At 54.9% G+C, this 15,797-nt stretch carries 11 protein-coding genes; all 11 read right to left on the bottom strand.

Translation table 11 applies throughout. The features are described from left to right. Positions 1–16: 16 nt before the first annotated feature. Complete coding sequence (locus IPM58_03900) at positions 17–1,849, bottom strand: ABC transporter ATP-binding protein (protein MBK9306233.1); 1,833 nt, start codon at positions 1,847–1,849, stop codon at positions 17–19. After that, a complete protein-coding gene (locus IPM58_03905; GenBank protein MBK9306234.1) occupies positions 1,846–2,157 on the bottom strand; it encodes a hypothetical protein in 312 nt (103 codons plus the stop codon). The genes IPM58_03900 and IPM58_03905 overlap by 4 nt, the downstream gene beginning before the upstream one ends. Before the next feature lie 138 nt (positions 2,158–2,295). Further along, positions 2,296–3,891, bottom strand: coding sequence for a glycosyl transferase (locus tag IPM58_03910; protein ID MBK9306235.1), 1,596 nt, complete (start codon positions 3,889–3,891; stop codon positions 2,296–2,298). Beyond that, positions 3,888–4,898 (bottom strand): phosphotransferase, encoded by a 1,011-nt coding sequence (locus IPM58_03915; GenBank protein MBK9306236.1) that lies wholly within the window; start codon positions 4,896–4,898, stop codon positions 3,888–3,890. Before IPM58_03915 ends, IPM58_03910 begins: the two co-directional genes overlap by 4 nt. 392 nt (positions 4,899–5,290) lie before the next feature. Beyond that, positions 5,291–6,442: a hypothetical protein gene (locus IPM58_03920; GenBank protein ID MBK9306237.1), complete on the bottom strand. Its 1,152-nt coding sequence runs from the start codon at positions 6,440–6,442 to the stop codon at positions 5,291–5,293. Between the two features lie 97 nt (positions 6,443–6,539). Beyond that, positions 6,540–7,517, bottom strand: a complete 978-nt coding sequence (locus tag IPM58_03925) for a glycosyltransferase family 4 protein (protein ID MBK9306238.1) — start codon at positions 7,515–7,517, stop codon at positions 6,540–6,542. Next, entirely contained in the window at positions 7,511–9,022 is a 1,512-nt protein-coding gene (locus IPM58_03930; protein ID MBK9306239.1) for a phosphotransferase, read from the bottom strand. The genes IPM58_03925 and IPM58_03930 overlap by 7 nt, the downstream gene beginning before the upstream one ends. Then, a complete protein-coding gene (locus IPM58_03935) occupies positions 9,019–9,675 on the bottom strand; it encodes a histidine phosphatase family protein (GenBank protein ID MBK9306240.1) in 657 nt (218 codons plus the stop codon). Before IPM58_03935 ends, IPM58_03930 begins: the two co-directional genes overlap by 4 nt. Then, positions 9,672–11,039, bottom strand: coding sequence for a phosphotransferase (locus IPM58_03940; GenBank protein ID MBK9306241.1), 1,368 nt, complete (start codon positions 11,037–11,039; stop codon positions 9,672–9,674). Before IPM58_03940 ends, IPM58_03935 begins: the two co-directional genes overlap by 4 nt. Positions 11,040–11,165: 126 nt before the next feature. After that, the gene (locus tag IPM58_03945; protein MBK9306242.1) at positions 11,166–13,154 is read right to left on the bottom strand and encodes an alginate lyase family protein; all 1,989 of its coding nucleotides are present in this window, start codon (positions 13,152–13,154) and stop codon (positions 11,166–11,168) included. After that, a complete protein-coding gene (locus tag IPM58_03950; GenBank protein ID MBK9306243.1) occupies positions 13,138–15,795 on the bottom strand; it encodes a glycosyltransferase in 2,658 nt (885 codons plus the stop codon). The genes IPM58_03945 and IPM58_03950 overlap by 17 nt, the downstream gene beginning before the upstream one ends. Positions 15,796–15,797 lie beyond the last annotated feature (2 nt).

A 15,797-nucleotide genomic window follows, 5' to 3' on the forward strand; every position in this document is an offset into this window, starting at 1 on the left:
CGCACATATGTTGGCGTTACGTCAGGTTCTTCGATTGAAGGCCGAGCAGATTATCGGATTGTTGCGTATAGAGGCCGGCATAGAGCCCCTGGCGTTCCAGCAACTGTCGATGCGTACCCTGTTCGACCAATTCACCTTGGTCTAGGACAAGGATGTGGTCGAATAGCTCCATTCCGACAAATTGATGGGTGATGACAATGGTCGTTCGGTCTGCTTGGATGCGGGTGATGGCTTCTCGAACATAGGTGGCCGATCCCTGGTCGAGGGAGGCCGTTGGTTCGTCCAAGACTAAAATAGACGGTTGTTTTACAAGTGCCCGCGCAAGGCAGATCCGTTGCCGCTGTCCGCCGGACAACGTGCTACCACGTTCTCCGATCACGGTCTCGTACCCGTGCGGCAGCCTGGATATAAAATCATGTGCATTGGCCTCCCGAGCCGCGTCGATAATCTGTTCGAGGGTAGCATGTTCCGCCCCGTACGAAATGTTGTCCGCAATACCGGCTCGACACAACAGGGTATCTTGCAACACCACACCAATTTCACGGCGAAGTGATTCACGTTGGTACTCTGCAAGATCTCGCCCATCAAGCATGATCGACCCACTTGAAGGCTGATAGAGTCTGAGCAACAAGTTGACCAATGTGGACTTTCCGGATCCGGAAGGGCCGACTATGGCGACCCGCTGGCCCGGCAATATCCGGAAACACAAATCCGCGAGGACCGGACAGCCTTTGAGATATCCAAACGAGACGTGTTCAAATCGGATCTCGCCTCGGAGCTGTGTTGCCTTGACGGCATCAGGGCGGTCTTCAATGTCCGGTTCGACACCCAGTAAATCGGCAATACGATCGGCGCTCACCGTCGCTTTAGAAAATTGAGCCGACAGCTTCGACAGGTCCTTGATAGGGCTATAGAGGTTCTTCATATAGCTGACAAAGATGAGCAGGTCGCCCGGTGTCATACGGGCTTTGAGCACCTGCCAGGCTCCGAAGAACACGGTGATGGCCGTACTGATCGCACCGATGATCGAGACGACTCGTGTCACCGCAGCAGTGGTCCTGGCTGTTTGAAGCCCCGTATGTAAGTGTTTTGTGCTTTCCTGCTTGAAGCGATCTTGTTCAAACCGCTCTCGGCCGAACGTTTGGACGACGGAGATGGAGGAGAGGGATTCGCTGAGCTGTGAGGCGATGCGACTCTCCTGCTCTCGCTGCTCACGCGTCGTGGCCAAGATTTTCCGATTCAGGATAAAGAGACCGCTGATAAGGATCGGCATGGTGGCGAGAATGATGAGACTGAGCTCCCAGTTGACGACGAACATGACCGTAAACATACCCATGAACGTGAAAACATGGCCGGAGACGGCCAACGGAATATCGGTGAAGGCATTCTTCAAGGTCTGCGTATCGCCTGCCAATTTCGTCAAGAGTTCCCCGGACCGAGTTTGTGAATGGAACGACAGCGAAAGCCCTTGAACATGGGCGAAAAGATGCTGCCGGATCGTAAACACCAAGTGGTGGCCGATTTTGCTCGTCACGAACGATTGAGCGTAGGAGAGGGCCCCGCTCATGATCGCAATCACGGCAATCGATGCGGCAAGGCCGCCCAACACGGTCAATGGCCAGGTGTCATATAGAGCACTGAGGAAAGCGAGTGACGGGGGAGTCGGCTTCTGCAGCAAGATATAGTCAAGAATGAGTTTGAGCGGCCATGGCACCACCAGTTGCATAAGGGTCACACCGAACAGACAGCCTCCGGCCAAAGCCAGGTGTCTCTTGGCTGAACGTAGATGCGAGGCGATGATCGTTCGAAATCGTGCTCGCCCTCGTAAGTAGGTCTCGTTCTGCATCATTGTTGCGTCACCTGTGATTCCTGTGAGAGCGGAAGTAGCGTACGAAACGTATGGAATCGCACTGCCGAGTGGCTGGCCAACTCGCAGAGCAACTGATCGAGAAACTTGAAGGCATCTTTGGTCATAACCTTATGATGGAGTAATAACCCGACGAGGGGAAATGCTTCCAACTGCTCAAGCAATGCATGGACGATATCATCCGGGGACTTCATTCTGGCTCCCTCTTTCCAAGAGTAGAGATCCAGCGTGGTCGAAATCTCCGTGAAGCGGTATTCGGTGATCCGCTCCTGACCTCTATCCTTTGACAAGATCTGAAACCCGAGTTCCTCAAGGGCTCGATAGGTGTCCGTTGTGCAGCGGTTCCAGGGCGGCGTGAAAGCCGGATAAAACTGCTCCTCAAATGTGGATTCAAGAATGGCTTTCCCCTGTGCGATGTCGTTCAGTTGCTAGGTGAACGAGCGGGAAGAGCCGAATTCGCATTTTCGTCCCTTGACCTCGTGATTGCTGTGCATCCAGCCATGTTGGTCGAGGCTCAAGAGAGCGTGATCGGCTCGAAGGGCATTTTTAAGGATCGCCGTGCAGGTTGGCGTGAGACGACCCGGGATAATTTCCAAATTCATCGGCACACTTCGGGCCAGTGCAAGGTCGAGCAGATGCTTGAGCGAGTCGTCATCGTCATCGACATCATCATCACGGAGAAAAAGGTGGAGGTCCCGGCCTTCGGTCTCTTTTGCATCAAGAAAGTGCTTGAGCTCGGTGAGCCATGGGGCAGGTTGATGGATGAGTGCTGAGGTCGAGGCCGCTCGCTCGTTGAGAGCTCGACCGTGTGCCTGTGATGCGAGTCGTTCAATCACCAGGGCGGTCTCTCGTCCACCATTAGTATTGATGGAATGACCAGTGTGAACCGAAGAGCCATCCAAGGATACCGCGATCTTCTCTGCCAAATGCTCTGGGCTGAGATCAGTGGGTTGCAATACAGTGAGGAGCCCCAATTGTTCCAGCTTTCGGGCGCGAATGGTTTGCTCATCATTCTTGTGGCCGGTAAAAGGCCACACCAGTGCGCGTGCACCGGTATTCAAGAGATTCATACAGGTGTTGTAGCCGGCCATTGAGATGGAGAGAGCGGCCTGATGCATCAGTGATTCGAAGGACGAGGTAAAACGCCGGACATCGATATGTGAGTACTGAGCCGCAAGATGGCGGAGTTGAGCATACTGGTGCTCGGGCATATAAGGACCCGTGAACAGTAGCATCCGATGAGGGACGCTCCGAATCAGCAGAACGGAGGCACGAATACTACTGTCGAGTAGCTCGTATCCCACGCGTCCTCCCCCGATGCTGGCAAGAATCGACGGCCCGCCATCGGAAGCTAGTTGGCCGTCCAATGCCTGAACATCCGCCGACACATCGGAGTCCTGCGTCACGAAGCCGGTGTACTGAACCTCGCACCGGAGATCCCGGCAGCGTGAAAATGTTTCGTCCAAGGTCTGGAACGTCGGATCCGAATGGATCAGCAACAGGTCGAAGTATCGGTTCATGAGGCTGACCACCCAATCCTCGTGGCGAACCTGATCCGGTTTGGTGACTAGAATATCCCGCAGGCTGCAGACGACTTGTGTCGAAGAAGTGGAGAGACGGATATGCGCCAATAGGGGCAGCAACTCGAAGGCAAATCGCTTTCTCCCAAAGGGGAAGAGCTCAATGATGACAACGTCGGGACGAAAATGGCCAACAAGCTCGAGCAGCATGTTCTTTCTGGCTCGCTGAACCTGTTCAAGGGTGGTGTCTTCGCTATGAATGTTCAACCCTTGGAATTCACTGTCGGACGTGATCGGTGGTAGATTGACGATCGTAACCCACGACGGAATGTCTATGTCGGAGATGGATTCACCTCCATTCACAAAGACGACGGTGCAGTTCTTCAATGATCGGGCGATGGCCATGCTTCGGATGAGATGGCCCATCCCCAGGACATGCTGACAATAGATAAGGACTCGAGGTTTCTCTGTCACCGCTGTCTTATCGGGTAATTCATCGTTCATTGAAGTAAACCTCTCTGGGCCGATCTGATAATCCGCTCGACTGTCTCCTCGAAGCCTGGCGCAAACCGTAAGTATTGTCGGTAGGCCTTGTTCACCAATTGGAGACGAACATGCCAAGCAAACCGCTCAATCGAGACCGGCCAGTCCACCAACCTCTGGTATTGATGCCATCCTTCGGTTGTGATGAGGTGCACAAATTCATGATCTCCATGGCGGAATTGAAGATCCACCACGAAGTTTGCCAGATCCTGTACGGGATCGCCGATGACAAGTTCATCGAGATCACAAAAGACGAGTCTCCCGTTGTCGGCAAGCAGTTGATCAACATGAAAATCCCAATGGATTGGACGAAATGGGATGGTTGATGAATGCGGCGCAGTCCGCTCAACCTCATCAGCCACATCCCCACATGCCTCTGAGAGCCGTGGGATCGCATCAGAGAGTTTACTCAACTTCTTGTGGGTCTCAACAAGATGGCTTGCTGGGGAATGGACGGCAAGGTCGCGTATGTCACTGGCGTGTAGTGAGGCCAAGCCCTTTGCAACGGTGGCGATATAGGGTTTGTAATTGGATGTGTTGAGCACGTGGAGCAGTGGAGTGCCGGGCGCCCCACGCTGCCACACTGTATTAATTGCAGCGCTGTAGCCGAGAGGTTGCGCAATGGTCATCGCCTCCTGGTCGGCAAGGCAGCGCTCCCAGAAGTATTGCAGACGTTCATAGAGGGTTTGCCCCTGTGAGTCACCGAACGTTTTTCCAAACAATTGATAGGTTCGATCGTGAGTTGAATCGTAAAGGTTGTACCGGTTGGTGCAGCGAATCTCTGGTCGATAATTCACTACTTGATGCGCCAAGACCTGAGCGGTTCCCTGTATGCCGATCTTTCTCAGACCCTCTGCAGGGAGGTGTTGCTGGACGGCTAGAAGATTAACAAGTTGGCGTAAATGAGGAAGGGCAGGGTCGTGAGGAAATCTCCAGAGGATCAGATCGTATTCCGGTACATGGCTCACAGAATTCTGAAACTCCGAGTCAGATATTCCGTTCTGAACAAGTAGGCGAAAGTCCTCTCTACTGCGACCGCTAAGAAACACTTTCAGATAAACGATACGCTGGAAGGATCGGCCAGTTGCTCCTTCTCTCAGTGTGAGCTGATAGCAGGCGGACAACGTGGACTTATTCTTGCTGGTCGGCTTGAGGTACGTCTTCAGTTTTGCGTCTAGAATGACGCAGTCCCTGATTTCAAAAGAGCCTGTGGAAAGTTCTGGAACACATGATCGAAGGATGGGAACAGCGTTCACGAGGGTTGCGAACCGCTGAAAGGTTCGGCGTATAGTCCCCCAATCTGGTGTTATCATGGATTCAGAAACAGGACCGATATTGAACGGGCTGTGGGTGGTCGACATCATCCATACCCCACGTGAGCCAGAATGTTCGTGAGTATGCGATCGGAATCGAAATGGGTTTCAGCGATGTCTCGCGCCGCACGACAATGACCAAGATAGTCTCCGTTAATATCTTCGATGCCTGCCAGGGCTTCTTCCATCGTGCTGAACGTGAGCAGCCCCTTGCCTGTCGGTAGGTGCGGTTCGATGCCGGTTGATTGAACAAGCACCGGCCTCCCGGATGCTAAGTAGAGGGCACTCCGGTCGCTGAACCAGCCGACCGCAAATTCGACGACGCGATGATGTGCCACGCTGAACTCTGCGCGGGAGTGAGAGATATATTCTCTGTAATCCGTCATCGTGCGAAGCCTCCGGGGATCCGTCAGCCGCCAGCCGTTCTGTCGAAATATCTCCCCATCGACTTCATCGCGAGGTTCAACACGCAGAGCGATTTCCAGTTCCTGTGCGGTTCTCTTCGGGATCTCGATGAACTTGAGCCAGCTATCAGATTTTTCACCCGACTCCGTTCCTTGCCACCGGAAGGTGGTTCGCCCCTTCCAACTGGAGATGGTCGTGAATCGAGTGCTCGCATGATCCGGACCCGTCGGCCATATTGGGAGAACCACGGGACGGAGTATCGGATGCCAGTGGCGATTTCCTGTCGGGATGCGACAGGCGTCCGTCCCGATATTGAGACCCAAAGTGAACAGATAATCGTAGTGATCCAATGCCTCGTAGTCACCGCCATGTTGTTGAAGAAAGACCTGCGTATTACCAGGATTGCCATCGATGTAGAGCCGATATCTCGGATTCGCAAAAATGTCTTGAACCTTATGGATTTCTCCGCTTCTCGTCATCAACAGGTCACACCGCTTGGCGACGTTGACGGCTTCGGCGAACGGTATGCCGTGCGTGGCTTCTCCATTCTTGTAAATCAGGCAACATCGTGGCCAGATTCCATAGGTCTTCATTACCGATTCGAAATGTCGTCGACCCTCCCATTGTTCGAATGGAACCTTCTTGCCGGATGCATCGACGCATCGATTTGAACCGACGCGCTCCATCACGTACACCTCATGGCCGAGTCGTTGCAGGCCAACCGGGTAGGCCATGATGCTGTCGATATGACCAGCAGTGGCATTGGCGATTTTCCCCGTACAGATGATCAGCATGTCATCAGTGTTCCGTTCGCGCACATCGGATAGTCGTATCAGCGGACTACGTGCACACTGTTCTCGACTTGTTCCTCGCACACTGAACTGCCGATCCTCATCGCGTGTAGAAGTGCAGGAATTTGTCCCGAACTGCCGGTGCGAGGGATGCTTCCAGTTTCTTCCTCGCGGCCTGGCCTACACGCTTCCGCAACGCCGGGTCGGCTTTGAGGGTCAAGAGGATCTCGACAGCCTCCTCGTCGGTATCGAAGAGGAAGCCGTCAACTCGGTCGTTGATGTACTCGCGGTAGCCGCCTCTCCTGTGGCAGACGACGGGCAGTCCGCAGGCCATGGCCTCAGAGACGACCCTGCCGCTGGGCTCGAAGTACTTCTCCGACGTGCGGTAGAAGAAACAATCCAGGCCCTTCAAGAAGACTTCCGGCTCCTGCGCGCCTGCCGGAAGCAGGGTGACCTCTGGTACGTTGTCGAGCTCGCCGGCCAGGCATCGGCCCCCCATGATCTTCACGGTGCCGCCTTCAGAGATAAGGTGGTCGTAGATCCCGATGTCGTTGGGGTGGTGCTTCTTGGAGTGGTCCCTGCTCAGCCGGCCGATTGTGAAGCGCCTGTCCGACCCATTGTCGGACTCGCATTCGGCCGGTGCGAACCGTTGCAGATCTATCGGAGACATCTCGACAGGGCCCGAGAGACGGCAGGCATCCATCAGCCACTGCGCCGCGAAGACGATCTCCACCTTCGGCTTCCCGAAGCTCTGTAGTGTATGCAGGCGGTCTTGGAGCTGGTCGAGTCGCGATGTGTTGTAGATGAGAATGGTGCGCGTCGGCCGAGCCAGGTCAATCCAGGGCCCAAGCTCGTGATAGACGCCGACGATGATGAACGTGCCGGTGATCGGAAAAGACTTGCTCGAGAAATCGATTCTGCGTATCGGATAGTCCGAGAAGCGGGAATTCGGCTCCAAAGAGCTCCAGAGCTGGACATCGCAGCGCTTGGAGAGTTCTTCGAACAGCCTCAGGGTCCGCCATTCACTGCCGCCCGATGCGTTCCCCATCGGATTGATCAGATGGACCTGCTTCAACATGAGTCTTGCCTCCACGGGGCAGTCGGAGGCTCGATCCCGTTCAGCGCGCACTTTGAGGCGAGCCTCGTTGCATTGCCGGCCAGATCCAAGATTCGGAGGACCTCCTGTTCGGTCCCAGCCGCCTGTTGGAAGTAAGCCCGATAGGCCTTGTTGAGGAACTGGACGCGCAAATGCCAAGCCAGGCGCTCGGCCGACATTTCCCACTCGACCGAGCGCTGGTATGACGCGAGAAAAGTGGAACTCATCGCGTCTCGGAGTGTCGGAGAGAAGTCGTAGAAATGCAGATAGACAATGAAATTAGCCACGTCCCGTGCCGGATCCCCTTGCACACAGTCGTCGAAATCCAAGAACACCACCTGGTCATCTTGGGCCAACAGGTTGCCAAACTGACAATCTCCGTGGATGAGCGTGTGGTCGGCAGATGCGATTGAGGGTGCGTCAGTCTCGAGATGCCGGAGCAAGACCTGGAGCGGCGTCATCACTAGAGGGAGGGCCTGTCCAAGCTTGAGTGATTTCTTGCGGGACTCAACGAGATGATCATCAATGGTCACGGCACGAGAGCTGCCCAGACGGCTTTTGTGGAGCGTCGCGAGACCCGTCGCCACCTTGAGGAGATAGCGTTCGTAATTGGTTTCGTCGATGACACGAGACAACGGGGCGCCGTCAATGGCCCGTTGCCAGATGGTCTTGACGGTTTCCGTGTAGGCGAGCGGCTGAGCCACCGTGATGCTTCCGGGATCCTGGCACGATGTGCGCCAGAAGTGTATCATCCGCTCGTAAATCTCTTTGCCTTCCTCGCCCTTGAAGGTTTTGCCGTAGAGGGTGAGCTCGTGCGGAGTTCCGGCCACTTGCCATTGTAAGTCATAGCGTGTGGTGCAACTTTTCTCCGGCAGGTAGTGAGCCACTCTGTTGGTGAGATTAGTGAGACCGTCTGGTGCTGGCACGCTGTTCGGAAGAAGCTCCCAGGGCAGGTAAGACCGGACTCGGTCCGCATCAATCACCTTTGGCAGATGCGTAAGCACCGGGTCGTGTGGGAACCTCCAAACGATGGCGTCGAGCTCCGGGACGTGAACGACGAAGGTTCCCGTGCCTAGGCCGGTGCGGCTCGAGTCGGCCAGCTTCTCCCATTCGTTCCGGCTGCGACCTCCGAGATAGGCCTTGACGTAGAAGAGAGTATCGTGCCGGCGCTCGCGACGGCCGGCCACGTCGAGCCGATAACAGACGGACAGTGATGATTTGGACTGCGACTGCGCCTTCAAATGCTTATACCGCGCATAGACGATGGTGCAGGCGATCGGAAGCTCCTGGCTGTCGAAGCCGGCAGCAAGCCGTTGCCACAGGAGGTTTCCCATGGCCTCTGCGTCGGCGAATCGTGCGAAATTCGCGATGGGTACGTTGGGCTCAAGATGTGTGCTGTTTCGGTCTTGCACCATATTGTCAGCCCCGGCTTCGATAGCACTGTCGCAGTGCACAATCTTTGTAGGCGTCCATAGTCGATCGCTCATGATGCCGTAATACTTACAGATCTTAAGCCAGCCCGATTTGCGGTGAGATGAATAAGAGCTAGCTCCGGCCGGTCGTGAACCGCAATTTCATAGACGTATCGTCTTTTCAGATCTAAATGCGGCCATTCTTCTTCAGGACGTTGCATCAGCATGCCGAACAGAACTCGATTCGTATTGCGATGTCCGACGATCAGAATTATGCCGCCACGCTGCGCGGTCAGGATCTTCTTCAGCGACTCTTTCACCCGTTCCGCGAGATCGAGAAAGCTTTCTCCTTCGGGAATGCGATAGTGTCGCTTGTCCCGTTTGCGCTCCTCCCAGAGAACCTTGGCCTCAGGATCGCGTGCGTCTCGGTAGCGCCCTTCAAGAACTCCCAAGTGCATCTCATTCAGTGCGGTAGTGGGGTGAATGGGGAGGCCGTGGATCGCAGCGGTAGGCTCGGCGGTCTCCACCGTTCGTCTGAGGGCGCTGGTATAGATTCCCGTCAGGGGCACCGCACGAAGACGATCCGCCAAGGCCTGGCTCTGATCAACTCCCTCTGAGGAGAGCGGGGGATCGAGCTGGCCGGACATTCGCTTTTCCAGATTGAACTGGCTTTCCCCGTGACGAACAAGATACACAAGAGTTGGGCGAGGTCCGGGATGAATAATCACGGCTTCACGCTCCGCATGATCGCATCGGAGTTTTCGCTGGTCACTACGCCCAACGACTGACCCTTGGAGATCTCATCAGCGAGTCTCAGCAAACCGTTCAGGAGTCCTCTTTGATTATCTTTCAGGCGGGTTATGCATCGGTATGAACGCTCGGCCACCAGCGCCACGGCGGTGAACCAGGCAATGGTCGGAGTATCAATCGTCCACGCAACAGACCGATGGTAGTGGTCGAGAAATAATTGCACATGGCTGACTGTGCGAGAAGATGATCCATGGTTTGCTAAGGTGCCTGTGAGAAGTCCTGCGACGAAACTACCGATATCCCAACCTGGGGGTCCTTGGCACACGTTGTCGAGATCGATTAATGCGATTGTGCCGTCGGTCAGGAAAAGGTTTTTGAGGTGAAGATCGCCATGGAGGGTCGCGGTCGGGTGAATTGGAATCATCGCCGCTTGAGCCGTTAACCGACTGAGGAGAGGAACAAGAATCGGGCGGCTGAATGGCTGATGTTGCGCCAACAGAGAACCGACGACGGCAAGCTTCTTGACGAGATTCGGTACGGTGATCGCTTGAAGCTGGGACACGGAGGTCGCATGGAGTGCAGCGACGGCATGACCCGCTTCAACGAACAACAGGGAAGAGTTCGAGCCTTCCATGGCATCACGCTCCAGCGTGGTGCCGTGTATGCCGAGTTGCCACAGTGTTTTGAGTCGGGCGTCATACCACAGGGGTTCGGCCATGCAAAGCCGGCCGCTGCGCCTCGCTTCACTGCTCCAAAGTTCTCGCATCACATGATCGGTGTGAGCACCTTCGTTGTCGTAGTAGGTCTTCCCGTAGATGGATATGCGACGGTGGGTGTCTCCGGTACGGTGCTGCACCTCCAGTGTTGTCCGAACGGTGCAGGTGTGCTCACCGACATAATGCATGACGCGAGAGTTTGTGTCGGTGACACGCCACTCTTCGCCTACATGTGCGACGAGCCACTGAGGCAAGGATTCGGAAGTGTTGTGGGTCAGCTGGATCATCGCCGGGAGTGTGTGAATCTTGCGGTCGTTGGGAAACGTCCACAAGACCATCTCCACTTCGGGTACATGGAGGAGCGGTTTCCCAAAACGTGGCTGAACGAGAGCTCGTTGACAGGCCTTTTCCCATTGTGATCGTGAGGAGCCTTGTGGAAGTGCCCGCCCACACAAAATCTGTTCTACACGCTCACCCGTGGTCTCCTTCTCGATGTCGAGACGGTAACTCACCATACAAGAGGATTCCGGTTTGTAGCGCACTTGCAGGATCTCGCATTGTCGGACTGCGAGCCGCTCTCGGGTACCGATCGAGTCCTGGAGTTGCTGCTGCAGAATCTCGCTCATCGCTTCCTGGTCCAAGATGATACAAAGCTGCGGAAGCCGTGCATCTGTAGGAATGTCGGCAAGCAATCTACGGTTGGATACGCGAGGTGTGAAGGCTCGGTCAATCACAGCATGGTCCATCATGAGTTAGGCCTGGTACTGAAATAGGAGTCGGTCGTCCTGATCAGTCCTTGATACAGACACCTTCGTTGATGAGCCCTTTTCAGACAATCCCGATTCGGCAGGCGCGAATACCACGTCATCGCGATACTGCCGTCCGTTCTGTGCGATGACGATATGCAGCGTTGCCTGTGTATTGTCGAGCAGTCCCTGGAGGTCGCCGTTGGTGTTCAACATGCCCACGGAGATCGCAGGCGCATCAGCCTTGTACGGATACACCACGGTTACGAAACCCGTGCACGACGCCTGTTGCGTGAACTGCACGATCGGAGCCAGGTGTTTTACCCCATATGATTGCGAGACAAAACCCTCGTCGATTCGTGGAAACGCAGCGGGGACAAGCGGCTGAGCCAAAACAAGCTGTGGAGCATGGACGGACAATGTATCGTCCGAGAGGGAAAGAGAAACATTCCCTAGTGCAGCAGGTGTGAGATGGAATCGGAGATCATATCGATGGGATTCTTGCGCTCTCAGGAGATCAACAATGACCCAATACTCCCCACCGATGAACAGGACCTTTCGTTCATGAACGACCGGATACTCGTGGCTCTTCGCTATCCCGTGCAGATAGTCCAGCCCCGTGGTACTCACGAATGTTCTCAATTCATGTTCCGGCTCAGGCCCCTGAATCTTGTATCGGCGTTTCCCTGGGAGATATCGCGTTTGATTCTGCTCGTCCACTAGCACCGTATTATGGGAAGCCGTGCCTCGGAAGAGGATACGCCAATTGATCGGTCCCGATTCATCGTACGTGTAGCGACCCGGATCGACGATAAGAGGCGCGCCGTAGGCCGAGGCTTCGAAACTGAGCAGGTCCAAGTGCCCATGATTGCCTGCCCCTAGGGGGCCGCAATCAAAGATCAACTGACGCTCATCCTGATAGGCCTCTTCGGCCTCACCCCAACCGCTTCGCAAAATGTAGTAACCGCCATGGGGAAATCCTTTTGAACGGACCGCCGGAGGCGCGCCTTGCGTCCCACCAGTGGCCACATAAAGCAAATCGTCTCCGCCGTAGAGCTCGTAGCCACTTTGCAAGAGATCGAGAAAGGACCGACTATCTCCGTCGCTGAGGGCAGGGATCATGCCATCTGGCCTGTGGCAGTAGAGTGAAAATTCCAAGGCGTTCTTCACGAGTACATCGAACTCCACAGGCATATCGATCTGATTGAGGACTGCCAGTCTCTTCACCCAGAGGTAGTTCTTGAGGACGAGGTGGTGGTAGTCCGTGGATTGTTCACAATGGACGCCATCGGGCTGGAGATCAGATTGAATGTTCTTCAGCAGTTCGTCCATCGACCATCTCAGCCATTCGGTCGATTCAATAAACTCAGGAAACACAACGGCTGCCAAGAAAATCGCGCAGAGTTCCAGAGTTCGGTGGTTTCGAGCCGGGCTCACGTGGTCTCGGAGGTACGAGACCTGACTATGAATCGAGTCCAGGAAGGAACCATAGAAGTCCGGCGTGACGCAGGGAGGCTGTCGTGTGCTCACAAAATAATAATGTGCAAAGATCCAATTCTGGATGCGTCGCCCAGCGACGTCGCTCGGGAGGAAGTCGTGGGGAACAGTACGAATCCAAGAACTGGTGAGCTCAACCCATTTCTTGGCGTACTGCGAATCATTCGTCTCATGATAGGCAATGCCAAGTCCGACGGCGTAATAGAACTTATGAAGCAGGATCAACCATTCCTGATCGCTGCTGAGATTGGTGAGCCAGAGGGGCGACGAGGGAAACATATGACGTTCGTTGTTGAACTCGAATAGGTTGTTCAGGATATTGTCGATCTTGGGACGTGCGGTCTCTACCACGTCGGGCACCGGGAAATAGTGGACCGACGTACGCGTGTGGAAATGCCGGAACAGATCCTCCGCTGTGAATTCACGAAATGGCGAGGCGAAGATATGTCGCCGCGCTATTCTCGGAGTCGGCTGAGTTCGACTAGGAGCAAGAAACATAGGCCTCCTGATGTGGTGTGGAGGATCCGAAGACTTCCGTCTGAAAGAGGTCGAACAACTGTCTCGTCGTGGTGGTCGAGTCAAAGATCCGATGAATTGTCGCGCGTCCTGCTTCTGCTAAACCATTGCGAAGCCGGGAGTCACGCAGCAATTCCCCGATGGCGTCGGCGAGGGCTGCCGCGTCGCGCTGAGCAACAAGGAGACCGGTCAGTCGATGCTCGATCAGTTCTGGAATCCCGGACACTGTCGTTGAGATCACCGGGAGGCCGGAAGCCATCGCCTCCGCTAAAACGTTGGGAATACCGTCTCGATCCCCATTGTCAACGATGCGGCAGGGCAACACGAAGACGCTGGCGCTTTGATAGATGGCGCGAAGTTCCTCTTGCGATACTCCCGGCTCGATAGATATGTCCTTCTCAAGTTCATATTCACGAATCAGGTTCTGAACCAGGTCCGTCTGTTCGTCCGGTTCACCGACTATCCGACAGTGAAACGCGACCCCTTGCCCTTTGAGGATCCGACAGGCTTCGATCAAATAGGGGAACCCTTTCTTTTCCACGAAGCGGCCGACCGAAAGAATCGTGGGGGTTGCGGAAGGTTGGCGATGGGGCATCGGTGAAAATCGAGCGAGGTTGACTCCATGATAGATGGCATGGATGGGCGCTCCTTGTGGACAGATAGCTTCCAAGTGCTGTTGATTGGCTTCAGTACAGGTCACCACAAACTTGGCCCGACTCAACTTGATCCGTAGGAGATCGCCGGGATTGAGATTCGGTAAATAGATATCTTTGGCATGGGCAGTGAAGCTGAAGGGGAGTTCTGTCAAGATGCCGGCGAACATCGCCATGGTCGTCGCGCCATGACAAAAGTGCGCATGCAGATGGCGGATCGTGTTCGTTTCGACGATAGAGGCAGCGATGAACCCGGCTCGCAAGAAGTCTTTGTAAAACACTTTTTTCGGTAACGCAAAGAATCCGGTACGGCATCGCCAACTCAATGTGATGGTTTCACCCACAGTACGGAGATATCGACCTGGAGTCGTGCGAAACAGTTGCAGGTGGCTCGGAAGATAACGGGGCAGATTGGCAATGAGCCAGAAGGCAAATCCGCTGTCGGTGTTCTCATGATCTTCTGGAAGATAGGTCAGGGTTGATGGCAGAGTATAGGCCTGAGCTCTTCTAGCATCTGTCTCGCCCTGAAAGGCAGAAAACAGATGGAGCCGGAGACCCATCTGTTCTAAGAGAGTGATTTCATTGGTAATGAACGCTTCCGACCGGCGCGGAAATCCTTTTACAACATAACCGATGCTGGGAGCAGCCGCGCTGTCCGACGCTCTGCTCTCGGCGTTGTCGTGCTCTCGACCCCGGGCTTCAGACGTTTCACCATTAGAGAGTCCTGAGTCATCCGAAGAGGTTTCTTCCAGGAGGAGCGCCTTGAGGCGACTACTCGTGTGCAGAGAAGCGAATTGCTGAACGATCGTCTCGCGCCCGGCTTTCCCTAGACGCTGCCGGAGTGCAGGGTTTTCAAGCAAGTGGCCAAGGACCAGTGCCAAGGTTTCGGGGTCTTCCGGAGGGACGAGGATGCCATTGTGGTCATGGCGGACGAGTTCAGGAATACCGGACACAGCAGTGGTGACGACAGGCAAGTGACAAGCCATCGCCTCCATGAGTACATTCGGAATTCCATCGCGATCACCGTCCTGGGCGACCTGGCACGGCAACGCAAATATGTCTGCGGCTTGATACAACCCCACGACCTCTTCAAGCGGTCTTTTGCCGACCAATGCGATGATGTCTTGGAGGTTGAGTTCTCGTATCAACGTCTCCATCTGGGGTTGAAGCGGACCGTACCCCACGATGCAGCAGTGAAATCGGTACCCACGTTTGGTCAAGACGTGACAGGCTCGGATGAGGGTGAGAAATCCTTTTTTTTCACGAAACCGTCCGACACTCATGATGGTGGCGCTCGTGGTCGGCAACCCACGGCGACTCGCCCGTAGATGGTCGAATCGATTCAGATTGAGGCCATGATAGAGACGATGGAGCGGAGTGCCGTGTTCCGACAGGTGTTGAAGATACGATCGATTATGTTCCGTACAGGTCACCACAAATGCCGCATGACGTATTTTCCTCCGAAGGCTGGAAGGAGTTGTCAGGAATAGATCCTTCGCGTGGCACGTCATGCTGTAGGGGATTCCGATCAATCGATAGACCAGCTCCGCAATACTGGTGGGGGCATTCGCGAAATGGGCGTGGAGGTGATCGATCTGGGCATCTTGCATTGCTCGAGCAAGAGAACCGGCCTGTAGGAACTTAGAAAATGAGGGCCTTTCTGGAGTCTGCAACCAGAATCGCAACGTCGATAGATATCTCCATGGAGATGAAAGAAAAAGACGGAGATGGGCCAGGAGGGGATTATGATGCACGCTCAAAGGGGTCTCGGGCAGATAGGTCACGGATGCATGGACATGACGCGCCAAACCATGGACCATAGCATTGGTGGGGCGCTGCAAGGCGTAGATCGTGAGATCAAGTCCCAATGCTTCAAGGTCCAGAACCTCTTGAAGAATGAACGTCTCCGAAACCTTCGGAAAGATCTTGACGAGGTAGGCGATTTTTTTAGGTGTGGGCTGAGCCGTCACGA

This window comes from Nitrospira sp. (genome assembly GCA_016715825.1).
Classification (GTDB): domain Bacteria; phylum Nitrospirota; class Nitrospiria; order Nitrospirales; family Nitrospiraceae; genus Nitrospira_D.